Consider the following 22,371-nt stretch of genomic DNA (forward strand, 5'->3'; position numbering starts at 1 on the left):
CCCTTTCGCGCGGCGACATCGGTTCGCCGCAGAGTCTAGAAGTGGACGAGCGTCGGGTCGGACGGGGACTCCCCGGACCCGGTGGCGTCAGCTGCCCGACGGAACAGGTCCGGGGCTCGGAAATCGCAGGCTCGTGTGCACGACGACGATGCTACTCCTCGAAGGCGCTCCACACGGCGGCGCACTCGTCGCCCTCGCCGGAGGCGGGTGCGGGGCGACCCGAGGCGCCGACCATCCCGAGATCGCGCAGCGCGTGCTCGGCGCGCTCGCGCGCGAGGTTCCAGGCCCGCGGGTCGTCGACGACCTCCGCCCACAGCCCGTTGAGCGGGAGGCGCTCCAGCGCGCAGCGGGCCACGTCGGCGGGCAGCCGCTCGGCGATCACGGGGGCGGCGTCGGCGGAGAGGTCCTGGAGGTAGCGGATGTCGAGGTCACCGGTCGCGTCGTAGCGGTCGAGGTTGCGCCCGGCGACCCACGCGTCGGGGTTGATCGCAGCGAGGCCGATGAGCGCGACCGCGCCGGAGACGAGGGCGACCCGCGGCAGCCAGCGACCGAGCCCGGTGACCCCGGCGACCATGATCGAGAGCACGACGAAGCCGAGCCACCCCTCGAAGACGTCGACGAAGACGCGCAGCGTGGTGAAGCCGTAGGCGTCCTGGTAGACGCTCATCCCGCGCAGCGCGGAGGCCACCACGAGCAGGGTGAGCGCGCACAGCAGGCCGAGGGAGCCGAGCAGCCAGCGGCGGTCCTCGGCGGTGTCGCCCGCGCGCCGCGAGGCGACCCACACGACCAGCACGGTCAGCGCCGTGGCGAGGGTGAGCTGGCCGAAGCCCTGGTGCACGAAGTCGGCGTAGGTGAGGCCGGTCGTGGCCTCGATGTAGTCGCGTCCGCCGATGAGGGCGCGGGCCTCGGCGGCGATGTACGCGACGAACACGGAGTCGACGACGAGCACCGGCACCAGCCACTCGAACCGGTTGGCCAGGGCGGCCGGCCGCCGTCCGGAGAGCACCTCGACGTCGGCCGGGTTGAGCGCGAGGTAGGCCGCGCCGAGCGTGGCGGCGAAGACGAAGCAGGCCAGGAACGCCCGCCCGACCAGGTCGTTGAAGGTGAGGTTGGGCACGAGCTGGTCGACCCACGACCCGAAGACGGGGTTGGCGCTGGCGAAGATCGTGCCGAAGACGCCGAGGCCGAGCAGGGACCACACCGTCGTCCGCACGACCGCCGGGGTGCGTGAGCCGGTGCCGGCGATCCGCAGCGTCCGTCCGAACCAGGGCAGGCCGCGCACCGACGCCAGCGGCCACGCGAGGCCGGTCAGCACGTAGCCGGGCAGCGTACGCGCACCGGTGACCCCGCACAGGAACACCGCCGTGGCGGCGACGAGGCCGAGCATCTGGATCCACCAGGCGTCGAGCAGGGTCATCGGGAGCACGAGCAGCAGGGCGAGGGCGGCGCACGCCAGGGTCCAGGGCTCGCGGCGACGGCGGGCGGTGGCCAGCGCCGCGGCTCCGCAGACGACGGCGACCAGCGTCCACGAGACGCCGACCGCGGTGAAGGAGAGGGCGACGCCCGCGACCAGTCCGGCGCCCGCTGCGGCGGCCACGGTCAGCAGGCCGTGCGGCGCGCCGCGCTCGGGCCAGAAGCGACCGAACAGCGCGTCGAGCCCCGGCTGGGGGCGACCAGGGACGGCCGCCTGGGCGGACGGGTGCGCCGCAGGTGCTGCCGTGGTCGCGGCCGGCGCCGGCGCGGACCCCTCCGCCGGCGTCCCGGAGCGAGCCGCGGTCGGGGACGGGGCCGGCGCGGTGGGCACCTCGAGGCGGAGCCGCGAGCCCTGTCCCGTCTCGGGGTCGAGGAAGCGCAGCGTGCCGCCGTGGAGCTGGGCGACCCACCGCGCCACCGCCAGCCCGAGGCCGGTGCCGCCGCTGCCGTCGGTGCCGAAGCGCTCGAACACGCGGTCTCGGTCCTCGGGTGCCACTCCCCCGCCGTCGTCGACGACCTCGAGCCACCAGCCGTCGCCGGCGGCGCCGCCGGAGACCCGCACGGACGTCTCCGCGGGCGCGTGGCGCACGGCGTTGTCGAGCACGTTGGTCACGAGCTGGCGCAGCCGCGCCGGGTCGCCGGGGACTACGAGCCCCTCGGCCAGGTCGATCGCGAAGGTCCCGCTCCCGCCGGCGGCGCGCACCTGGGCCGCCGAGTCCGAGACGAGCGCGCGCAGCGCCACGTCCTGGCGATCGAGGTCGACCACCCCCGCCTCGAGCCGCGAGAGCTGGAGCAGGTCCTCGACGAGCCGGCCGAGGCGTCGCGCCTCCTCCAGCGCCGCGCCGAGGTGGGGTGGGTCGGCGGGCACGACGCCGTCGGCGAGGTTCTCGAGCAGCGCGGTCATCGCGGTGAGCGGGGTGCGCAGCTCGTGGGACACGGTCGCGATGAGGTCGCGGCGCTCGCGGTCGACCGTCGCCAGGTCTTCCGCCATGCGGTTGAACGCCAGGGCGAGCTGGCCGACCTCGTCGGTGGCGGTCGTCCGCACGCGACCGGTGTAGTCGCCGCGGGCCATCGCCCGCGACACCTCGGTCATCCGGCGCAGCGGCGCGACCATCCCCGCGGCGAGGAGCTGGGTGACACCGAGCGCGAGGGCGACGCTGACGGGCAGCACGAGGACGGGCGAGACACCGGCGGCCGAGCCGAGGAGCGTGAGCAGGACGGCGGTGACGACGGACGCGACCACGAGCAGGCCGAGCTTGACCTTGAGGCTGGAGACGGTGTCGAGCCAGCCGCTCACGGCAGCACCTCGAGCGCGTAGCCGACACCGTGGACGGTGCGGATCCGCGCGGCCCCCACCTTGCTGCGCAGCGCCTTGACGTGACTGTCGACGGTGCGGGTCGCGCTGGCGCTCGCCCAGGCGTCGCCCCAGTCCCAGACGTCGCGCAGGAGCCGTTCGCGGCTCAGCACCTGACCGGGCACCCGCGCCAGGCACAGGAGCAGGTCGAACTCGGTCGGCGTGAGGTGCACCGGGTCCCCCGCGACCGTCGTACGCCTGGTGCCGGGGTCGATGCGCACCCCTCCCACCTCGACGGCCGACGGCCGCTCGTCGGCGAGGGCGGCCGCGCGCTCCACGCGCCGCAGCAGGGCGGCGACCCGGGCCACGACCTCACGCATCGAGAAGGGCTTGGTGAGGTAGTCGTCGGCCCCCACCCCGAGACCCACGAGGACGTCGGCCTCGTCGTCGCGGGCGGTGAGCATCAGCACGGGCACGGGGCGCGTCGCCTGGATCCGGCGGCACACCTCCAGGCCGTCGAAGCCCGGCAGCATCACGTCGAGCAGCACGACGTCGGGGCGCACGGTGGCGGCCAGGTCGACCGCCGACGGGCCGTCGAAGGCCTGCTCGACGGCGTAGCCCTCGGCGCGCAGGCGCTGGGCGAGCGCGTCGTTGATGGTGCGGTCGTCCTCGACCACCAGGGCGGTTCTCGCAGCGGTGCGGAGCGTCATGGCTCGACCCTAGGAGCGCGGGCGTGGCGAGGCCGGGGACGACTCGTGGAGGTTGTGTGGAGGTGCGCCTCAGACAGGTCGGCGGTCCTCGCTCGGCCAGTCGACCATCACGCGGGCACCGCCTCCGGGCGCGTCGTCGATGGTGACCCAGCCGCCGTGGGCACGCGAGAGCCCGCCGACGATGTACATGCCCAGCCCGCTGCCGCCGGCGTCGCCGGTGGTCCAGAACTTGGTGAAGACCCGGCGTCGCAGCTCGGCCGGGATGCCGTCGCCCTCGTCGTCGACGGTGATCCGGACGCCGTCGAGGGTGTCGGAGGCACCGACGCGGACCCGCACGTGCCCCTGGCCGTGGCGGACGGCGTTCTCCACGAGGTTGGTGACGACCTGCGTGAACTTGTCGGGGTCGGCGAACACCTCGGGCAGGCCGGGCTCCACCTCGAGGGAGATCCCGCGCGACGTGCCCGCCTCGATCGACTCGACGACGCGGCGCACCAGCACCTCCGCGGAGACCTCGCGCGGGTAGAGCTGGAGGCGACCGGTGTCGATGCGCGCCACGTCGAGCAGCTCGGCGATCAGCCGCGAGAGCCGGTCGGCGTCGGCGTTGACGGTGGTGAGCATCAGCTTGCGCTGGTCGTCGCTGAGCTTGTCCCAGCGGTTGAGCAGCGCCTGCACGAAGCCCTTCACGCCGGTCAGCGGCGAGCGGAGCTCGTGGGCGACGGTCGCGACCAGGTCTGAGCGGTCGCGGTCGAGACGTGCCCGGCCCCGGCCGCTGCGCAGCCCGACGGCGATCCCGACGACGGGACCGCGCCTGCCCTCCCGCACCAGCCGGGCGGTGGTGAGCACCTCCTCCCCGCTGGCGTTGAGCCAGGACTGCTCGGGCACGCCGCGGGTGATGGAGATGGCGTCGAACGGCCGGTTGACGTCGAGCCAGGTGCGCCCGTCCTGGTCGAGCAGGCGCAGCACGTCGGGCAGCGGGAGGCCGCGCGCCTGCTCGGCGTCGACACCGAGCAGTGCGGCGCCCTGCGCGTTGAGGAGCGTCACCACGCCCGTGCGGCTCGCGCCCAGGATGCCGTCGGGGTAGAAGTCGGCGAGCTCCCGCAGCCGGCTCGGGCGGGCGGAGTCCACCCGGTGGCGTGGCGCGTTCTGGTCGGCGGACACCCTCCGCACCCTAGTCAGCGTCAGCGGTCGCGGGTGCCGCGCCCCGCCGGCTTGGGCCGGCGCAGGCCGGCGGCGCGCAGTGCCAGCGCGAGCTCGCGTGAGGACACCGGCACGGCGCCGGCGGCCACGAGCGCGTCGTAGGCGTCGGCCGGCACGTCGTAGTGGTCGCGGTCCCAGCCACGGGCCGGGACGCCGTGGAACGCGGCGAAGGCGTGCACCTCGTCGTAGGAGGTGTCGCTGGCCAGGTGCGACCAGAGCCGGTCCCAGCGCGGGACGGCGGGCGGGTCGATGAGGATCATCGCTCGCGAGCCTAGGACATGCGCGGAGACGCGGACCGGGCGTGCCGCAGCGGCGTACGACCGATGCCGTACGCGGCTGCGGCAGGTGGGAGGTGGGATCGCTCAGGCGAAGAACCCGCGGATCGCGGCGGCCAGCTCCTCGGGCACCTCCATGGCGGCGAAGTGCCCGCCACGCGGGTGCTCGGTCCAGGACGCGAGGAACGTGTTGTCGCGCTCGGCGAAGGGCCGCATCGACCGGAAGTCGTCCGCGAACACCGCGACCCCGATCCGTCCCTCGTTGACACGGGGCTCGCCGTCGCGGTCGGCGTGGTAGAGCCGCGCCGCACCGGCACTGCTGTTGGTGAACCAGTAGAGGCTGACCTGCGTCAGCACCTGCTCGCGGCTCAGCAGGCTCGTGCCCGTGCCGAAGCTCTCGAACAGCTCGTTGTAGGCGAGCTGGCCCACGGGCGAGTCGCTGAGCGCTGCCGCGATGGTCTGGGGGCGGGAGGCGTTCATCGTCGCGAAGCCGTTGACGGTCTGGAACCAGCCCGCGAACTCGAGCGCGGCGTAATCGGCGGGCGCCATCCTCTCGAACTCGGCCGGGTCGCCGGAGGGGAATGAGAACAGCTGTAGGACGTGGGCGCCGAGGAAGCCCTCCGGGGCGAGCATCGCCAGCTCGCGCGAGACGATCGCGCCGTTGTCGGAGCCGTGGGCGCCGTAGGACTCGTAGCCGAGGCCGCGCATCAGGGTGTTCCAGGCCCGCGCGATGCGCGGGGAGTCCCACGCGCCGTCCGCCAGCGGCTGGCTGAACCCGATCCCGGGAAGGGACGGGATGACCAGGTGGAAGTCGTCGGTGAGGTGCGGGACCAGGTCGAGGAACTCGGCGAATGACCCCGGGTAGGTGTGCAGCAGCAGCAACGGCGTCGCGTCCTCGTTGGCGGACCGGACGTGGACAAGGTGCACGGTCTGCCCGTCGATCTCGGTGAGGAACTGCGGGTAGGCGTTCATCCGCTGCTCCTGCGCCCGCCAGTCGAAGTCGCCGCGCCAGTGGGCGACCATCTCTCGCAGCCAGGCGACCGGCGCGCCGGCCGACCAGTCGTGGGTGCCGGCGGTGTCGGCCGGCTCGGCGGCGTAGCGGGTCCGGTCGAGGCGGGCGTAGAGGTCGTCGATCGCGTCCTGCGGGACGTCGACGGTGAAGGGGCGCAGGTCGAGGCTGGCCGTGGTGGAGCTCGGGTTCGTGCTCGGGTTCGGGTTCTGGTGAGAGGTCATGCCGGTACGGTAGGAAGGGATCCGGCACCCTTCGTTCCGGTACTTCCCCTCGTTCGGCGAGAAGATCGTGGAGGTCCCGTGCCGCTCCCGACATCCTCTCGCCTGCTCGCGCTGCTGGGTCTGCTGCAGGCGCGAGCGGTCGTGTCGGCCAGCGACCTCGCGCACCGGCTCGGCGTCGGTGAGCGCACGGTGCGCAAGGACGTCGAGCGGCTCCGCGAGCTCGGCTACCCGATCGACTCGGTGCGCGGGCCCGCCGGCGGCTACCGCTTCCGCGACCACGGTCGGCTGCCGCCGCTGCTGCTCGAGGCCGACGAGGCCGTGGCCGTGGCCGTCGGGCTGAGCAGCGCCGCGACCGTGCGCGGCCTCGAGGAGCCGAGCGCCCTCGCACTGGCCAAGCTCGAACAGGTGCTGCCCGACGGCCTGCGCCGGCGCGTGCGCGCCGTGCACGAGAGCACCGACGTGGGTCCGGCCAACACCGCCACCAACGTCGTCGCCCCCGTGGTCGACGTCGGGCTGCTGGCCGACCTCGCCGCGGCGGTCCGCGACCACGAAGGGCTCCGCCTGCGCTACCGGCCCGGCGGCGCAGGGCTCGAGGAGCGGGTCGAGGCGGACCCCTACCGGCTCGTGAGCTGGCAGGAGCGGTGGTACGTCGTGGCCCGGCGCCGCACCGACGGTGCCTGGCACGCCTACCGCGCCGACTGGCTCGAGCTGCGCACGCCCGGTGCGGGGCGCTTCGCACCCGACCCGCTGGAGGGCGGCGACTACGCGGCGTTCGTCCTGCGCGAGGTGGCGTTCTCGGGATGGTCGGTGCACTGCCGCATCGCGGTCGACGCCCCCGCCGAGGAGGTGCTCGGTCGGATCAACCCGACCGTGGGCGTCGTCGAGACGGTGGACGACGACCACAGCGTCCTGGTCACCGGGGCGGACAGTCTCGAGATGGTCGCGGTGTGGATCGGGATGCTCGGCCTCGACTTCCACGTCGACTCGCCGCCGGAGCTGGTCGGGCACGTCGCGACGCTCGCCACGAGGTACGCCGGCGCCGTCACGCCGCGGTGAGGGCCCCGCCGGCGCTCAGCGGTGCTGGGCGCGCGCGCTGGCGTAGAGGCACACCGCGGCGGCGGTCGACAGGTTGAGGCTCTCGGCCCGCCCGTGGATCGGGATGGCGACGCGGTGGTCGGCCAGGGCGGCCAGCTCGTCGGGCAGGCCCCAGGCCTCGTTGCCGAAGAGCCATGCGGTGGGTCCGGTGAGGTCCGCCTCGAAGAGGTCGACCTCGCCCGCGCCGTCGGCGGCGAGCACCGTCAGGCCGCGCGCCTGCGCCGCGCGCACCACGGCGGCGGCGTCGGGCTCGACCGCGAGCGGCAGGTGGAAGAGGCTGCCGACGGTGCTGCGCACGGTCTTGGGGTTGTAGGCGTCGACCGAGTGCCCGGCGAGCACGACGGCGTCCGCGCCCGCCGCGTCGGCGGTGCGGATCACGGTGCCGGCGTTGCCCGGGTCGCGCACGTCGGCGCAGACGGCGAGCAGGCGCGGCGATGCCGCGACCACGTGCTCGAGCGGGGCGTCGACGGGGCGGCACACCGCGACCACACCGGCCGGCGACACCGAGTCGGACAGCGAGGCGAGGGCCCGCTCGTCGACCAGGGTGACCGGAGCGGTCGCGAGGAGCGCGGCGTGCTGGTCGAGCGCGGAGGTCGTCGCGAACACCTCCACGACGCAGCCGTCCACGCCGAGCGCGCCCTCGACCGCCTTGGGCCCGTCGGCAAGGAAGAGCCGCCGCTCGGTGCGTACCGAACGGCGGCTCAGCTTGCGAGCCTCCTTGACGCGAGCGTTGCTCGCGGAGAGGGGCTGCATGTTGCTCAGGCGGAGACCTTGGGCGCGTTGACGTCGTCGGGCAGCGCGGCCTTGGCGGCCTCGACGAGCGCGGCGAAGGCCGGGGCGTCGTGGACGGCGAGCTCGGCGAGGATCTTGCGGTCGACCTCGATGCCGGCCAGGCCGAGGCCCTGGATGAAGCGGTTGTAGGTCATCCCGTTGGCGCGGGCAGCGGCGTTGATGCGCTGGATCCACAGCTTGCGGAAGTTGCCCTTGTTCTTGCGGCGGTCGTTGTAGCTGTAGACCAGGGAGTGGGTGACCTGCTCCTTGGCCTTGCGGTAGAGCCGCGAGCGCTGGCCGCGGTAACCGCTGGCGCGCTCGAGGGTGGTACGACGCTTCTTCTGGGCGTTCACTGCGCGCTTGACGCGTGCCATGGTGCTACTCCTTGGTGCAGGGGAAAGTCGGGAAGGTCGGCGGCTGGGCCACCAGGGGTGAGGCTCAGATGCCGAGCATCTTCTTGGCGCGCTTGACGTCGCCGGGCTCGAGCTCGACCATGCCGGCGTTGCGGCGGTGCTTCTTGCGGCTGCCCGTCGTCGGCGCGGACGCGAACGCGGCGCCGGATTTGCGGCCGGCCTGCAGGCGCATGATCTTGCCCGAGCCGGTCACCTTGAAGCGCTTCTTGGCGCCCGAGTGGGTCTTGTTCTTCGGCATGTCTGCCTCAACTTCCTTGTGCGTGGTTCGTGGTCTGCTGGGGGTGAGCGGCCCGTGCTCAGGCTGTTGTCACGGCTCCGCCGCGACCTGCTCGATCGAGCCCTTCGCTTCGCTCAGGCCTCGATCTCAGGGTCCAGGTTCTCGGAGCGGCCACGCTCCTTCTTCTGGGCCACCGGTCCGGCGGCGTGGGCCGCCTCGCGCTCGGCGTCCTCCTCGGCCTTGCGGTCGGCACGCGCCTGCTCCTTGGTGGCGCGAGCGGCCTCGGCGTCGATCTTGGCGTCGGCCTTCTTCTTGTGCGGGCCGAGGACCATGGTCATGTTGCGGCCGTCCTGCTTGGGAGAGGACTCGACGAAGCCCAGGTCCTGCACGTCCTCCGCGAGCTTCTGGAGGAGCCGGAAGCCGAGCTCGGGGCGGTGCTGCTCGCGACCACGGAACATGATCGTGATCTTGACCTTGTCGCCGGCGCCGAGGAACCGCACGACGTGACCCTTCTTGGTCTCGTAGTCGTGCGAGTCGATCTTGGGACGAAGCTTCATCTCCTTGATGATCACGTTCGTCTGGTTGCGGCGCGCCTCACGAGCCTTCTGGGCGTTCTCGTACTTGAACTTGCCGTAGTCCATGAGCTTGCAGACCGGGGGGCGTCCCTGCGGGGCGATCTCGACGAGGTCGAGGTCGGCCTCCTGGGCCAGCTTGAGTGCCTGGTCGGTCGGCACGATGCCAACGGTCTCGCCGTTGGGTCCTACGAGCCGGACCTCGGGTACGCGGATCCGGTCGTTGATGCGCAGCTCGGTGCTGATGAGTCCTCCAGTGGTTCGGATGGATGGGAGCCCCTGTCGCACCGGTCGTGGATCTCCGGTGCGGGAAATGAACAGTGGCTCCCGCTGTTGCCAAGCGGGAGCCAGTCACGACGCGTCCCCCACGAGGGGAAGGCTGGGTGGTCACATCCGTCTCACGACGGTGGTGTCACTGGACCGGACCCGACGATCTGTGGTGCAGGGCGATCGATGCGGGTGGGAGACGGGTGGTGCTCGACTCCGCTTGGCGGGATCGGTGTCGCACGGTGGTGCTGCGCGTCACTGATCGGTCAACACGAAAGGGTAGCGGATCATTCCGTGGAGGGCCCAATCCAGCCGTGCCCGCCCCCACTCTCCGGGTCGTCGCCGATCGCGACCAGCCGCCACCCGGCGGCCAGCCGGGTGAGGTCGTCGCCGTCGACGACGTACGTCGCGGGGCCGGCGAGGTCGACCAGCAGTGCCTCGGCCCCGTCCTGCACGGCCGCGGTGGCGGCGGTGGCCGCCGTGACCGGCACCGGTCGCGCCTGCGGGTCCCACCGCGCCATGGTCTCGGTGGAGGTGAACGCCAGCAGGCCCGTGCTGCCGTCCGCCGCCCGCACCAGCACCGCGGCCATGTCGGAGGTCTTGTCGTGGGCCAGCCCCTGGTCGTCGACCTCGACCTCGCCGAGGATCGCCACGACCGGGACGAGCAGCCGTGCATCCTGCAGGGCGGTGAGCACGTCGCCGGACGAGGCCTGACCCGACGCGTGCGCGGCCAGCAGGCCGGCCAGTCGCGGGTCGCCGGCGCCGGTGTCGTCGGCGAACCCCGGGTCGGGGATGGTCCGCACGAGCGGCTCCTGATCCGGGGGGCCGGCGGGGTCTCGGTCGTCGTGGTGCACGCGGCCATTGTCACGGAGGTGTGGTCGGTTGTGGGACTCTGGGCCCGTGGAAGGGACAACCTGGGCCGCTCTGACCGCCGCACTCACCGTGGCGGGTGCCATCTGGACGTGGATCGCGTTCCGCCGCCGCGGAGCCGCCAACGGGCTCCGCGCGATGGGCTTCACGCTCCTGCCCGCGGCCGCCTGGCTGACCGGCACCCTCGAGATGGTCGTCGACATCGCCGGGTCGGTCACCGACTGGGCGACCAGCCTGGTCTTCGACGTCCGCACCTGGGCCGGCGTCGGGCTGGCCGGCCTGGCGCTGGTCCTCTGGGTGGTCAGCGGCTTCATCCGCGACCGCCAGCTCGCCCGCGCCCAGGCCGGCGACGCCGCGCCGGGCCGCACCGGACGCCGCGGCTCGCTCCCCGAGGCGTCCTCCACCCGGACCGGCCCCACCTCCAAGCCGGCGGTCGACGACGAGATGGCCGACATCGAGGCACTGCTGCGCAAGCGCGGCATCGAGTGAGCGACCCGCTCGTCGAGCGCAACCGCCTCTGGTCGCGGCTCACCGCGGCGGTGGCCACGCTCCCCGAGCCGCCGCCGACGCCGATCGCGGTGGTCGACCTCGACGCGTTCGACGCCAATGCCGCCGACCTCGTGAGGCGCGCGGGCGGCAAGCCGGTCCGGGTCGCGTCGAAGTCGCTGCGGGTGCCCTCCCTGATCCGGCGGGCCCTCGCCCACGACGGCTTCTCCGGCGTGCTCGCCTACACCGTCCGCGAGGCGCTCTGGCTCCACGAGACGGGCGTCAGCGACGACATCGTGGTCGCCTACCCGTCGGTGGATGCCGGTGCGCTGTCCCGCCTGGCGTCCTCGCCGTCCGCGGCCGCCGCCATCACCCTCATGGTCGACGACCCGGCCCACCTCGACGCCGTCGACGCCACCCGCGCCTCGCGCGCGGTGCCGGTGCGCGTCGCGCTCGACGTCGACGCCGGCCTGCGGCTCGGCGGGCGCCACATCGGGCCGAAGCGGTCGCCGCTGTTCGACACGGCCGACGTGGTCGCCCTGGCCCGCACCGTCGTCGAGCGCGACGGCTTCCGGCTGGTCGGCGTGATGACCTACGAGGGCCAGGTGGCCGGGGTGCAGGACACCGTGCCGGAGCAGCGGGCCCGGTCGATGGTGGTCCGCAGGCTCAAGCGGGCGTCGATGTCCCAGCTCGAGGGGCGCCGCCGGGAGATCGCCGAGGCCCTGGCCCCACTGGTTGAGCTGGAGTTCTGGAACGGGGGTGGCACCGGCTCCGTGGAGGCCACGGCCGCCGACGGCGCCGTCACCGAGATCGCGGCCGGCTCCGGCCTGCTGGTGCCGCGGATCTTCGACCACTACGCGTCGTTCGAGCCCCGCCCGGCCGCGTTCTTCGGCCTCCCTGTCACCCGCCGGCCCGACCCGACGACGGCCACCGTGCACGGCGGCGGCCTCGTCGCGAGCGGCGCGACCGGTGCCGACCGCTCCCCCGTGCCGTGGGCGCCGCCCGGGCTCCGGCTGACCTCGCTGGAGGGGGCCGGCGAGGTGCAGACGCCCCTGGTCGGGCACGCGGCGGCCACCCTCGCGATCGGCGACCTGGTCTGGTTCCGCCACGCCAAGTCCGGCGAGCTGTTCGAGCACGTCCGCGACGTGCACCTGGTGCGCGGTGACGTGGTCACCGACGTCGTGCCGTCCTACCGCGGCTGCGACCAGGCGTTCTGATGGGGGTCGACCCCCGCGAGGTCGCCCGGGAGGTCGTCGAGCGGGTGCAGGCGGCACCGCCGACACTCGGGCCGGGCCGGCTGGTGTGCGTCGACGGTCCCGCCGGGTCGGGCAAGACCACGCTGGCCGAGGCGCTGGCCGGCGTCGCCCCCGGGGCCACCGTCGTGCACTGCGACGAGCTGCTCGAGGGCTGGTCCGGCCTGCCCGGCCTGCCCGCGACCGTCGAGGGCCTGCTGCGCCCGCTGGCCGCGGGCCGGGACGGGCGCTGGCGGCGGTGGGACTGGCACGCCGACGCCTGGGCCGAGGAGCGCGTCGTCGAGCCGGGCGGCCTGCTGGTGCTCGAGGGCGTCGGGTCGTGGTCGCCCGCGATCGCCGACCTGGCCGGCCTGCTGGTGTGGGTCGAGGCCGCCGCCGACGTGCGACTGGCTCGCTGGACCGCCCGAGACGGCGGGGCGATGCTCGCGCACTGGGAGCAGTGGCGCCTCGACGAGCAGGCGCTGCACGACCGCCTGGAGACCCGCGCCCACGCGGACCTCGTGGTCGTCACCGGCTGACGCGAGGGCGTACGACGTCCCGCCCGGTCGTCGCGCGTGGCGGTGCCCGTCGCGGGGGATCGTGATGCCTAGGGTGGCCGCCATGGTCTTCCCCAGCGGTGAGCAGTACGAGATCTCGGCAGCCGGCTACACCGCGGTGGTCACCGAGGGCGGCGCGGCGCTGCGGGTCCTGCGGCACCACGGCCGCGACCTGGTGCACGGCTTCGACCGCACCGCGATGTCGAGCGGCGGACGCGGCCAGCTGCTCATGCCCTGGCCCAACCGCATCCGCCGGGGACGCTACTCGTTCGGCGGCCGCGAGCTGCAGCTCGGCCTGACCGACCCCGCCACCGGCAACGCGTCGCACGGGCTGGTGCGCTGGGCGCCCTGGACGGTGGAGGAGCACACCAGCACCTCGGTGTCCCTGGTGCACCGCCTGATGGCACAGACCGGCTATCCCTGGGCGCTCGACCTGCACGTCCTCTACGACCTGTCGGCCGACGGCCTCGTGGTCACCCAGACCGCCACCAACCTGTCCCCCGAGCCCGCCCCCTACGCCAGTGGGGCGCACCCCTACCTCTGCGCCGGCGATGCCGTCGAGGACCTCGAGCTGACCATCCCGGCCCGGACCCGGGTGGTGCTCGACGAGAGCAGGATCCCGACCGGCACCGAGCCCGTGAGCGGGGCGTACGACTTCCGCTCGGGGCGCCGGGTCGGCGACGCCGTGCTGGACGACGGCCTCGGCGGGCTCGAGCACGTCGACGGACGGGTCCGGGTGACCCTGGTGGAGCCGACCGAGGGCCGTGGCGTGGCGCTGTGGGCCGACGAGCACCACCGCTGGCTGCAGGTCTTCACCCCGCCCGCCGAGGGGACGCGTCCGGCGCTGGCGGTCGAGCCGATGACCGCCCCGGCCGACGCGTTCAACTCCGGCACCGACGTGGCCACCCTCGCCCCGGCGGGCACGCCGGGCGACGAGCTGTCGGTGTCGTGGGGCATCCAGGTCGTGCTGCCCGCCGACTAGCTCCCCTCGGAGCCAGCGCGGTCGATCAGGGCGCGCAGCTCGCGCACGCCGTCCCGAGCGGCCTTGCCGTCGGAGCCCTGGAACGCCATCGCCGAGACGGAGGTGCCGTCGGCGAGGTCGAGCGTCGCCCAGGGAGCCCCGGACCGCAGGTGCACGGCGACCACCTGCTCCCAGGCCAGCCGCCGGGTGCGGAAGCCGTTGACCACGACCAGACCGGCGCGCTCGGCGGTCACCCGCGCGCGGCCCAGGGCCCAGCCGATCACCCCGAACCCCGCCCCCATGGCGAGGAGGGTGAGTCGCTGGAGGATGTTGAACTTCGCGCGGGTCTCGTCGCCGAAGCCGATCCAGGCGGCGGCGCAGACCACGAGCAGCACCAGGCCGAACCCGACGACGGCGAGGCGCACGCCCATGGGGCGCCACGTGCGGGGCAGGTCGGCGTCGGGGACCGGCGGGCGGCCCTCCGGGCCCTCAGAGGCGGCAGGCATGGATGTCCGTCAGCAGGATCGCGCGGGCGCCGATCGACCAGAGCTCGTCCATCAGGCGCTGCGACCCGGCCCGCGGCACCATCACGCGCACGGCGACCCAGCCCGGCTTGCCGAGCGGGGAGATCGTGGGACCCTCGCGACCCGGCGCCAGCTCGGTGGCCCGGTCGAGGTGCTCCTCCTCGATGTCGTAGTCCATCATCACGAAGCTGCGCGCCACGAGCACGCCCTCGATCCGGCGGCGGAAGATCTCGAAGTCGTCGGGCACCTCGCCGCCGCGGGTGATCAGCACCGCCTGCGAGTCGAGGATGACCTCGCCGAAGGTCTCCAGGCCCGCGGCGCGCAGCGTCGAGCCGGTCTCCACGACGTCGGCGATCACGTCCGCGACCCCGAGCTGGATGCTGGTCTCGACCGCCCCGTCGAGGCGGGTGACCGTGGCGGTGATGCCGTGGCGGAACAGGTAGTCCTCGACCACGCCGACGTACGACGTCGCGATCCGCAGCCCCTCGAGGTCGGCCAGCGAGGTGTAGCGGCCCACGGGGCCGGCGAAGTGGAAGCGGGAGCGGCCGAAGCCGAGCGTCATGACCTCCTCCGCCTTGGCGCCCGAGTCGAGCAGCAGGTCGCGCCCGGTGATGCCGACGTCGAGGGTGCCCTCGCCGACGTAGAGGGCGATGTCGCGCGGCCGGAGGTAGAAGAACTCGACGTCGTTCTCGGTGTCGACGAGCGCGAGCTCCTTGGAGTCGCTGCGCTGGCGGTAGCCGGACTCGCGGAGGATGTCGGTGGCTGCCTGGGACAGCGATCCCTTGTTGGGGATGGCGATGCGGAGGGTCATGCGAAGGTCACCGGGGCTCTCACAGGTGGGCGTAGACGTCGTCGAGGGTCAGGCCGGAGGCGAGCATCAGCACCTGCGCGTGATAGAGCAGCTGGCTGATCTCGAGGGCGGTGGCGTCCTTGCCCTCGTGCTCGGCGGCCATCCAGGACTCGGCGGCCTCCTCCAGGAGCTTCTTGCCGATCGCATGGACCCCGGCGTCGAGCTGGCGGACCGTGCCGGACCCCTCGGGGCGCTCCTCGGCCTTGGCGGACAGCTCCGCCCACAGCTCCTCGAACGTCTTCACGAGGCCCTAGCCTAGGTGCTGCCGGGTGCGTCCCGGGCCACCGGTCCGGTCCCCGGCGTCAGTGCGCGCGGAGGGTCCTCCCGACGACGACCTCCCCTCAGGGGCTCCCGTAGGCGGGGCGTAGCGGGTTGACTCGAAGTCGAGGCGGCACGAGCTGCCCGAGGACGTCGGACCACGGACGAAGAGGAGCCACCCGCCATGCGCCAGGTAGTCATGCACGCCCCCGGGGACGTACGGGTCGAGGAGCGCCCCGACCCCACCATCGTCGAGCCGACGGATGCGATCATCCGGTTGAGCGCGAGCTGCATCTGCGGCAGCGACCTGTGGCCCTATCGCGGCGCGGAGCCGATCGCGGACCAGGTGATGGGCCACGAGTACGTCGGGGTGGTCGAGCAGGTCGGTGAGGACGTGCGCACCGTCGAGGTCGGCGACTTCGTCGTGGGCTCGTTCTGGGCATCCGACAACACGTGCGAGATCTGCCGGTCCGGCTACCAGGCCTACTGCATCCACCGCGTCCTGATGGGCACCATCGGCACCCAGTCCGAGCTCGCCCGGATCCCGCTCGCCGACGGCACGCTGGTCAAGACGCCCGGCGTGCCGGAGCCCGACCTCATCCCGTCCCTCATGGCCGCCTCCGACGTGCTCGGCACGGGCTGGTTCGCCGCCGTCGCCGCCGAGGCAGGGCCGGGGAGGACCGTCGCAGTCGTGGGCGACGGCGCCGTCGGCCTGCTCGGCGTCCTCGCCGCCAAGCAGCTCGGCGCGGAGCGCATCATCGCGTTCAGCCGCCACGCCGACCGCCAGGCCCTGGCGCGCGAGTTCGGGGCCACCGAGATCGTCGAGGAGCGCGGCGCGGAGGGCGTCGCCAGGGTCAAGGAGCTCACCCATGGGCTCGGCGCGCACTCGGTCGTCGAGGCAGTCGGGACACAGGAGTCGATGATGCAGGCCATCCACGCGACCCGCCCCGGAGGGCACGTCGGGTTCGTCGGCGTCTCCCACGACGTCGCCATCCCCGGCGACGAGCTGTTCATGGCCGGCGTCCACCTCCACGGCGGCCCCGCCCCCGTGCGCCGGTTCCTCCCGGAGCTCGTCCAGCTCATCTGGGACCGACGGATCGACCCCGGCAAGGTCTTCGACCTCGCCCTGCCGCTCGACGAGGCCGCCCAAGGCTACGCCGCGATGGACCAGCGCACCGCCATCAAGGTGCTGCTCACGGTGTGAGCACCCGTCCCGGGGGGGACTACCGAGGCTGGTCGGCCCACACCGCCCGCACCACGCGGGCGGTGTCGAGCGCGGCGGAGGCGGCCTCCCATCCCTTGTCCTCGGCCGAGCCCGGGAGGCCGGCACGGTCCAGCGCCTGCTCCTCGGTGTCACAGGTCAGCACGCCGAAGCCCACCGGCACCGCGTGCTCGACGCTGACCCGGGTCAGGCCGTCGGTGGCCGCGGAGCAGACGTACTCGAAGTGCGGCGTCCCGCCGCGGATCACGACCCCGAGGGCCACCACCGCGTCGTAGCCGGCCCGCGCCAGCGCGGCCGCGACCACCGGCAGCTCGAAGGTGCCCGGCACCCGGACCACCTCCGGATCGGCGATCCCGTACGCCGCCAACGCGCGCTCGGCGCCGCCGACCAGTCCGTCCATCACCTGGGTGTGCCAGCTCGCCGCGACGACCGCGACCCGCAGGCCGCTGGCGTCGTAGGGCTGGGACGTGGGTGCTCCGGCTCCGCTCATGCGTGCTCTCCTTCTCTTTCGACCTGCTCGGACGGCTCGAGGTGCTCGGCCTGGTGGTCGATGGCCTCCGCGGGGAGGTCGAGCGCCTGGGCGCTCGTCCCGGGCAGGTGGTGACCCATCCGCTCGGCCTTGGTGCGCAGGTAGGCCTCGTTGTGCACCGTCGGGCTGATCGCCAGCGGGACCCGCTCGGCCACGCGGATGCCGAAGTCCTCCAGGCTGGCGGTCTTGTCGGGGTTGTTGGTCATCAGCCGCACCGACGCGATGCCGAGGTCGCGCAGCACCTGCGTCGCGGTGCCGTAGTGGCGGGCGTCGGCGGGCAGGCCGAGGTCGAGGTTGGCGTCGACGGTGTCGCGGCCGCCGTCCTGGAGCTGGTAGGCCTGCAGCTTGGCGACCAGCCCGATGCCGCGACCCTCGTGGCCGCGCAGGTAGACCACCACTCCCCTGCCCTCGGCGACGATCGCGCGCAGCGCCTCGTCGAGCTGGGGGCCGCAGTCGCAGCGCTCGCTGCCGAACACGTCGCCGGTCAGGCACTCGCTGTGCACCCGGGTCAGCACCGGCTCGTCGCCGGACAGGTCGCCGTGCACGAGGGCGACGTGCTCGCTGTCGTCGATGGTGATGCGGTAGCCGTAGGCGGTGAAGTCGCCGTGCCGAGTGGGCAGCCGCGTCTCGGCGACCCGCTCGACGTGGCGCTCGTGGCGGCGGCGGTAGCGGACCAGGTCGTCGATCGAGATCATCGCCAGGCCGTGCTCGTCGGCGAACTCCCGCAGCTCGGGACCCCGCTTCATGGTGCCGTCGTCGTTGACGACCTCGACCAGCACGCCGGCCGGCGTCAGCCCGGCGAGCCGGGCCAGGTCGACGGCCGCCTCCGTGTGTCCGCGGCGCACCAGCACGCCGCCCTCGCGGTAGCGCAGCGGGAAGACGTGCCCGGGGCGGGTGAGCTCCCACGGCTCGGTGGCGGAGTCCGCGAGGGTCCGCGCGGTGTGGGCCCGGTCGGCGGCGCTGATGCCGGTGGAGACGCCGTCGCGGGCGTCGACCGAGATCGTGTAGGCCGTGCGCAGCTTGTCCTTGTTGTGCGGGGTCATCAGCGGGATCTCGAGCCGCTCGAGCATGTCGCCCGGCATCGGCACGCAGATCACGCCGCTGGAGTGACGGATCGTGAAGGCCATCAGCTCCGGGGTCGCCTTCGCGGCGGCGAAGATGATGTCGCCCTCGTTCTCGCGGTCCTCGTCGTCGACGACGATGACCGCACGTCCTGCGGCGATGTCGGCGACGGCGCGCTCGACCGGGTCGAGGCGGACGGGGTCGGGTCCGGGGTCGGGGGCGGGCTCGTGGGTCTCGCTCATGCCGACACCGCCTCGCTGCTGCGGTCGGTGTCGGTCGTGTCGACGACCGTGCGGCTGGCCCGCATCCACACCACGAAGCCCATCACGACGAAGACGGCGTAGAAGAGGTACATGCCGGCCGTGGGGTAGTAGCCGGCCTGGACGAGGGTGGTCACCCCGACGATGTCGACGAGGATCCAGATCAGCCAGAACTCGACCCAGCCGCGGGCCATGCCGTAGGTCGCGAGCATCGAGCCGGCGAGGATCCACGCCTCGGTGGTCGGGCCCCAGGAGCCCAGGACCTGGGTGAGGAGCACGTAGGCCGCCGCGTAGCCGACGACGCCGACCACGAGCAGCTGGATCCGCTCGGCACCGGTCGCCCAGCGGGGCGCGATGGCTCCGCCGTCGGACGCGCCCCCGGCGCGGCGTACCCGCGTCCAGCGCCACCAGCCGTAGAGGGAGACCGCGGCGAAGAAGACCTGTCGCCCGGCCTGGCCCCACAGCGGCTCGTCGATCTGGCCGGAGAGCTCGCCGGTGGCGAAGACGGTGAAGAGCAGGACGTTGCCGACCAGGCCGATCGGCCAGGCCCACACCAGGCGCTTCATGCCGAGGATCGCGCTGGCCAGGCCGAAGACGTTGCCGACGACCTCGCGGACACCGAGCTCCCCGCCGCCCACCGGGATGGTGCCGTGGATGAGCCATTCGAGAAGGGACATCATTCTTCCTCGTCGTTCGTACGGGCGGGGGCGTGGACGCCGAGCAGCTTCTCGACGTGCTTGGCGATGACGTCGGCCTCGAGGTTGACCAGGTCGCCGACGCGGCGGGACCCGAGCGTCGTGCGGGCGAGGGTCTCGGGGATCAGGCTGACGGTGAAGCTGGAGTCGTAGGCCTCGACCACGGTGAGGCTCACGCCGTCGACGGTGATCGAGCCCTTGTCGACGAGGTAGCGGGCGAGGTGGGCGGGCAGCGAGACCTCCACGACGTCCCAGTGCTCGCTGGGCGTGCGCGAGAGGATCTCGCCGACACCGTCGACGTGGCCCTGGACGATGTGGCCGCCGAGACGGGTGCCGAGGGTCACGGCGCGCTCGAGGTTGACCCGGTCGCCGGGCGCGACGCCGCGCAGGGAGGTCTTGTCGAGCGTCTCCTGCATGAGGTCGGCGGTCCACCGCCCGTCCCCGATCTCCGAGACGGTGAGGCAGCAGCCGTTGACGGCGATGGAGTCGCCCGGCGCGGTGCCCTCGAGCACGGTGTCGGCCTCGACGGTGAGCCGGATGGCGTCGCCCTGGTCGGTGACCTCGGCGACGGTGCCGAGCTCCTCCACGATCCCGGTGAACATTCAGTGCCTCCTCAGGGGCGTCATGGTGAGCCGGATGTTGGTGTCCTCGCCGTCGCCGCCGGGCAGCACGTGCACGTCGTCGACGCGCAGGTGCCGGGCGTCCGCGATCGTCTCGATGCCGAGGTCCGCGACGGCGCTGGTGCCGGCACCGAGCAGCATCGGCGCGACGTAGGCGACCACCTCGTCGACGAGGTCCGCCTGCAGGAACGCGCGGGCCAGCGACGGTCCCCCCTCGAGGAACACGTGCTGGCGGTCGAGCGCGCGGAGCCGGGCGAGCGCCTCGTGGGGGTCGCGGGTGCGGAGGTGCACCGTCTCGGCGCGGTCGTCGAGGACCCGTCGGTCGGGCGCCAGGTCGCGCAGCCCCATCACCGCACGTAGCGGCTGGATCGCCACCGGCCGGTCGAGCTCGTCGCGCACGGTGAGCTGGGGGTCGTCGACCTCGACGGTGTGGGTGCCGACGAGCATCGTGTCGCACTGCGCGCGCAGGCGGTGCGTGTCGAGGCGGGCCGCGCGGCTCGACACCCAGCGGCTGGTGCCGTCGGCCGCCGCGCTGCGACCGTCGAGGGAGGTGGCGAACTTCCAGGTGACGAAGGGGCGGGCGTGGATGACGGCGAACGTCCACACCCGGTTGACCGCCTCCGCCTCCGCGGCCAGCAGCCCCGACTCGACGTCGACGCCGGCGTCGCGCAGTCGGCGGTCACCGCCGCTGGCCGCCGGGTTGGGGTCGGCCTGTGCGTAGACGACGCGGCGTACGCCCGCCGCGACCAGGGCCTCGCTGCACGGTCCGGTGCGGCCGGTGTGGTCGCACGGCTCGAGCGTGACCACGGCAGTGGCCCCGCGTGCCGCCTCCCCGGCCTCGGCCAGCGCGGCGGCCTCGGCGTGCGGCGTACCGGCGCCGCGGTGGAAGCCCTCGGCGATCGTGGAGCCGTCCGGCGCGAGCACCACGCAGCCGACGCGCGGGTTGGGGCCGAGCGGCACCCCGGGGGCGACGGCGATCGCCAGCGCGCGGCGCATCGCGCGCCGCTCCGCCTCGCTGCTCGTCATCTCCGCCTCCGGTCCGTGTGGGACTCCGGGGGGCGGGCGACGGGGCACGCGGTCCCCGGTCGGGGACGACGTACGAGCCGTCAGCGTGCACTTCTCATCCGGACTATGACCGTCGGTCCAGGAGTTCCACCTGGTCAACCGGCCACTGGCGGTGGTCGGGTCGCGGACTGTGACCGCCGGTGCGGAGTTCCACCGCCCCCAGAGCACGCAAGCTCTTGTGGGCGCAACTCTGCCACAGCGCGAGCCATTCCCTCACCCGGCTCCACCGGTGAGATGGGCGACACCGTGTCGCGGCCGAGCGCCGTCAGACCTGGTCGAGGAAGCGGTCGAAGACCCGCGCGCCGAACTCGAGGGCGTCGACCGGCACCCGCTCGTCCACGCCGTGGAAGAGGGCGGTGAAGTCGAGGTCGGCCGGCAGCCGCAGCGGCGCGAAGCCGTAGGAGCGCATGTCGAGCGTGCGGAAGTGCTTGGCGTCGGTGCCGCCCGACATCAGGTAGGGCGCGACGATCGCCTCGGGGTCCTCGGCGAGCAGGCTGCGGGTCATCGCCGCCACCAGGTCGCCGTCGTACGGCGTCTCCCACGGGTCCTGCTTGGACTCGAAGTCGAACTCGATGCCGTCGCCGGCGAGCTCGCGCAGCGTCGCGAAGAACTCGTCCTCGTAGCCGGGCAGGAAGCGCCCGTCGACCGTGGCCTGCGCGTCGGTGGGGATGACGTTGGTCTTGTAGCCGGCGCGCAGCATCGTCGGGTTGGCGGTGTTGCGGATGACCGCGCCGAGCATCCGGGCGGCGTCGCCGAACTCCTCCACCAGCGCCTCGGCGTTGTCGGGCGTCGCCTCCGTGCCGGCGAGCTCGGCGACGCTCGCGAGCAGCACCTCCATGGTCGGGGTCAGCCGCACGGGCCACTGGTGCGCGCCGATGCGGGCGACCGCGCCGGCGAGCCGGGTGACGGCGTTGTCGTCGTTGATCATCGAGCCGTGGCCGGCCCGGCCGCGGGCCGTCAGCCGCATCCACGCCATGCCCTTCTCGGCCGCCTCGATGAGGTAGACCCGGCGTCCGCGCACGGTGGCCGAGAAGCCGCCCACCTCGCCGACGGCCTCCGAGCAGTCGGCGAACCAGTCGGCGTGCTGGTCGACGAGCACCCCGGCGCCGTGGTGGCCACCCGCCTCCTCGTCGGCGGTGAAGCACAGCACCAGCTCGCGGTCGGGCACCGCGCCGGCCGCCGCCCGCGCCCGTACGACGCTGAGCAGCATGGCGTCGAAGTCCTTCATGTCGACCGCACCCCGGCCCCACACGTGCCCGTCGCGGATCTCGCCGGCGAACGGGTCGACCTGCCAGTCGGAGGCCTCCGCGGGCACGACGTCGAGGTGGCCGTGGAGCAGCAGCGGGGCACGGCCGTCGCCGCCGCCCCAGCGCGCCACGACGTTGGCCCGACCCGGCAGGCCCTCGATGACCTCGGCGTCGATGCCGACCTCGTCGAGCAGGCCCGCGACGTGCTCGGCCGCCTTCCGCTCCCCCGGCCCCTCGTCGGTGCCGTAGTTGGAGGTGTCGATGCGGATGAGCTCCTGGCACAGCCGCACCACCTCCGCCGCAGGGTCGTAGGAGCGGTCCTGCGAGCGGTCCTGCGAGAGGTCCCGGGGCGCCTGTTCCATGCCGCCCATCCTGCCCCACGAGCGAGCACCAGCCCCGATTCGTTGGTGGGAAGC

General features: G+C 73.5%; 25 protein-coding genes and 1 riboswitch. Of the genes, 6 read left to right on the forward strand and 19 right to left on the reverse strand.

The window, feature by feature from the left end:
- Nucleotides 1-151: 151 nt before the first annotated feature.
- From JX575_RS10225 to JX575_RS10245, 5 genes are all read right to left on the reverse strand, one after another.
- Entirely contained in the window at nucleotides 152-2,770 is a 2,619-nt protein-coding gene (locus JX575_RS10225; protein ID WP_186342688.1) for a DUF4153 domain-containing protein, read from the reverse strand.
- Nucleotides 2,767-3,477, reverse strand: coding sequence for a response regulator transcription factor (locus JX575_RS10230; RefSeq protein ID WP_186342687.1), 711 nt, complete (start codon nucleotides 3,475-3,477; stop codon nucleotides 2,767-2,769). Before JX575_RS10230 ends, JX575_RS10225 begins: the two co-directional genes overlap by 4 nt.
- Before the next feature lie 69 nt (nucleotides 3,478-3,546).
- Nucleotides 3,547-4,635, reverse strand: a complete 1,089-nt coding sequence (locus tag JX575_RS10235) for an ATP-binding protein (protein ID WP_241005100.1) — start codon at nucleotides 4,633-4,635, stop codon at nucleotides 3,547-3,549.
- A gap of 20 nt (nucleotides 4,636-4,655) precedes the next feature.
- Complete coding sequence (locus JX575_RS10240; protein WP_186342686.1) at nucleotides 4,656-4,934, reverse strand: DUF4031 domain-containing protein; 279 nt, start codon at nucleotides 4,932-4,934, stop codon at nucleotides 4,656-4,658.
- Nucleotides 4,935-5,036: 102 nt separating this feature from the next.
- Nucleotides 5,037-6,182 (reverse strand): epoxide hydrolase family protein, encoded by a 1,146-nt coding sequence (locus JX575_RS10245; RefSeq protein WP_186342685.1) that lies wholly within the window; start codon nucleotides 6,180-6,182, stop codon nucleotides 5,037-5,039.
- A 78-nt stretch (nucleotides 6,183-6,260) separates the two neighbouring features.
- On the opposite strand from JX575_RS10245, the gene JX575_RS10250 reads away from it, so the two are divergent.
- Nucleotides 6,261-7,238: a WYL domain-containing protein gene (locus JX575_RS10250; protein WP_186342684.1), complete on the forward strand. Its 978-nt coding sequence runs from the start codon at nucleotides 6,261-6,263 to the stop codon at nucleotides 7,236-7,238.
- Between the two features lie 15 nt (nucleotides 7,239-7,253).
- On the opposite strand, the gene JX575_RS10255 is transcribed toward JX575_RS10250, so the two are convergent.
- The 5 genes from JX575_RS10255 to JX575_RS10275 form a co-directional block, all read right to left on the reverse strand.
- The gene (locus tag JX575_RS10255) at nucleotides 7,254-8,030 is read right to left on the reverse strand and encodes an RNA methyltransferase (RefSeq protein WP_206054358.1); all 777 of its coding nucleotides are present in this window, start codon (nucleotides 8,028-8,030) and stop codon (nucleotides 7,254-7,256) included.
- Nucleotides 8,031-8,035: 5 nt separating this feature from the next.
- Nucleotides 8,036-8,422 (reverse strand): 50S ribosomal protein L20, encoded by a 387-nt coding sequence (gene rplT / locus JX575_RS10260; RefSeq protein ID WP_186342683.1) that lies wholly within the window; start codon nucleotides 8,420-8,422, stop codon nucleotides 8,036-8,038.
- Between the two features lie 64 nt (nucleotides 8,423-8,486).
- A complete protein-coding gene (locus JX575_RS10265) occupies nucleotides 8,487-8,699 on the reverse strand; it encodes a 50S ribosomal protein L35 (protein ID WP_056909573.1) in 213 nt (70 codons plus the stop codon).
- A 113-nt stretch (nucleotides 8,700-8,812) separates the two neighbouring features.
- Nucleotides 8,813-9,538: a translation initiation factor IF-3 gene (gene infC / locus JX575_RS10270; protein ID WP_313960531.1), complete on the reverse strand. Its 726-nt coding sequence runs from the start codon at nucleotides 9,536-9,538 to the stop codon at nucleotides 8,813-8,815.
- A 266-nt stretch (nucleotides 9,539-9,804) separates the two neighbouring features.
- Entirely contained in the window at nucleotides 9,805-10,320 is a 516-nt protein-coding gene (locus JX575_RS10275; RefSeq protein ID WP_241005101.1) for an SseB family protein, read from the reverse strand.
- A 97-nt stretch (nucleotides 10,321-10,417) separates the two neighbouring features.
- Between JX575_RS10275 and JX575_RS10280 the strand changes: the two genes are divergently transcribed.
- The 4 genes from JX575_RS10280 (at nucleotide 10,418) to JX575_RS10295 (ending at nucleotide 13,644) form a co-directional block, all read left to right on the forward strand.
- Nucleotides 10,418-10,876, forward strand: a complete 459-nt coding sequence (locus JX575_RS10280) for a cellulose synthase (protein ID WP_186342707.1) — start codon at nucleotides 10,418-10,420, stop codon at nucleotides 10,874-10,876.
- Nucleotides 10,873-12,090 carry an amino acid deaminase/aldolase gene (locus JX575_RS10285; RefSeq protein WP_206054359.1) on the forward strand — a complete coding sequence of 406 codons (1,218 nt, stop codon included), beginning with the start codon at nucleotides 10,873-10,875 and terminating at the stop codon, nucleotides 12,088-12,090. The genes JX575_RS10280 and JX575_RS10285 overlap by 4 nt, the downstream gene beginning before the upstream one ends.
- A complete protein-coding gene (locus tag JX575_RS10290) occupies nucleotides 12,090-12,644 on the forward strand; it encodes a 4-amino-4-deoxy-L-arabinose transferase (RefSeq protein WP_186342681.1) in 555 nt (184 codons plus the stop codon). The genes JX575_RS10285 and JX575_RS10290 overlap by 1 nt, the downstream gene beginning before the upstream one ends.
- An 82-nt stretch (nucleotides 12,645-12,726) precedes the next feature.
- A complete protein-coding gene (locus tag JX575_RS10295; protein ID WP_186342680.1) occupies nucleotides 12,727-13,644 on the forward strand; it encodes an aldose 1-epimerase family protein in 918 nt (305 codons plus the stop codon).
- Here the strand turns inward: JX575_RS10295 and JX575_RS10300 are convergent.
- Genes JX575_RS10300 through JX575_RS10310 form a run of 3 tightly spaced genes read right to left on the reverse strand, consistent with a single transcriptional unit; the run spans nucleotide 13,641 to nucleotide 15,241 of the window.
- Complete coding sequence (locus JX575_RS10300; RefSeq protein WP_186342679.1) at nucleotides 13,641-14,129, reverse strand: PH domain-containing protein; 489 nt, start codon at nucleotides 14,127-14,129, stop codon at nucleotides 13,641-13,643. The two genes, JX575_RS10295 and JX575_RS10300, sit on opposite strands and share 4 nt — an antisense overlap.
- Complete coding sequence (gene hisG, locus JX575_RS10305; RefSeq protein WP_186342678.1) at nucleotides 14,113-14,958, reverse strand: ATP phosphoribosyltransferase; 846 nt, start codon at nucleotides 14,956-14,958, stop codon at nucleotides 14,113-14,115. The genes JX575_RS10300 and hisG overlap by 17 nt, the downstream gene beginning before the upstream one ends.
- Before the next feature lie 19 nt (nucleotides 14,959-14,977).
- Nucleotides 14,978-15,241, reverse strand: a complete 264-nt coding sequence (locus JX575_RS10310) for a phosphoribosyl-ATP diphosphatase (RefSeq protein WP_186342677.1) — start codon at nucleotides 15,239-15,241, stop codon at nucleotides 14,978-14,980.
- 198 nt (nucleotides 15,242-15,439) lie between these two features.
- Between JX575_RS10310 and JX575_RS10315 the strand changes: the two genes are divergently transcribed.
- Nucleotides 15,440-16,459 carry a zinc-dependent alcohol dehydrogenase family protein gene (locus JX575_RS10315; RefSeq protein WP_186342676.1) on the forward strand — a complete coding sequence of 340 codons (1,020 nt, stop codon included), beginning with the start codon at nucleotides 15,440-15,442 and terminating at the stop codon, nucleotides 16,457-16,459.
- 19 nt (nucleotides 16,460-16,478) lie between these two features.
- Here JX575_RS10315 and ribH read toward each other — a convergent pair whose 3' ends face one another.
- The 6 genes from ribH to JX575_RS10345 all read right to left on the reverse strand — a co-directional run bounded on the left by ribH (nucleotide 16,479) and on the right by JX575_RS10345 (nucleotide 22,317).
- Nucleotides 16,479-16,967, reverse strand: coding sequence for a 6,7-dimethyl-8-ribityllumazine synthase (gene ribH, locus JX575_RS10320; protein ID WP_186342675.1), 489 nt, complete (start codon nucleotides 16,965-16,967; stop codon nucleotides 16,479-16,481).
- Complete coding sequence (locus tag JX575_RS10325) at nucleotides 16,964-18,310, reverse strand: bifunctional 3,4-dihydroxy-2-butanone-4-phosphate synthase/GTP cyclohydrolase II (RefSeq protein WP_186342674.1); 1,347 nt, start codon at nucleotides 18,308-18,310, stop codon at nucleotides 16,964-16,966. Before JX575_RS10325 ends, ribH begins: the two co-directional genes overlap by 4 nt.
- Nucleotides 18,307-19,008, reverse strand: a complete 702-nt coding sequence (pnuC, locus tag JX575_RS10330; protein WP_206054360.1) for a nicotinamide riboside transporter PnuC — start codon at nucleotides 19,006-19,008, stop codon at nucleotides 18,307-18,309. The genes JX575_RS10325 and pnuC overlap by 4 nt, the downstream gene beginning before the upstream one ends.
- Nucleotides 19,005-19,625 carry a riboflavin synthase gene (locus tag JX575_RS10335; RefSeq protein ID WP_186342672.1) on the reverse strand — a complete coding sequence of 207 codons (621 nt, stop codon included), beginning with the start codon at nucleotides 19,623-19,625 and terminating at the stop codon, nucleotides 19,005-19,007. The genes pnuC and JX575_RS10335 overlap by 4 nt, the downstream gene beginning before the upstream one ends.
- Nucleotides 19,626-20,669, reverse strand: coding sequence for a bifunctional diaminohydroxyphosphoribosylaminopyrimidine deaminase/5-amino-6-(5-phosphoribosylamino)uracil reductase RibD (gene ribD, locus JX575_RS10340; RefSeq protein ID WP_241005102.1), 1,044 nt, complete (start codon nucleotides 20,667-20,669; stop codon nucleotides 19,626-19,628).
- An 81-nt stretch (nucleotides 20,670-20,750) separates the two neighbouring features.
- A riboswitch (FMN riboswitch) is annotated at nucleotides 20,751-20,880 on the reverse strand.
- Between the two features lie 93 nt (nucleotides 20,881-20,973).
- On the reverse strand, nucleotides 20,974-22,317 hold the full coding sequence (locus tag JX575_RS10345) for a M20/M25/M40 family metallo-hydrolase (protein ID WP_186342671.1): 1,344 nt from the start codon (nucleotides 22,315-22,317) through the stop codon (nucleotides 20,974-20,976).
- Nucleotides 22,318-22,371 lie beyond the last annotated feature (54 nt).

This window comes from Nocardioides sp. zg-1228, from assembly GCF_017086465.1.
Taxonomy (GTDB): Bacteria; Actinomycetota; Actinomycetes; order Propionibacteriales; family Nocardioidaceae; genus Nocardioides.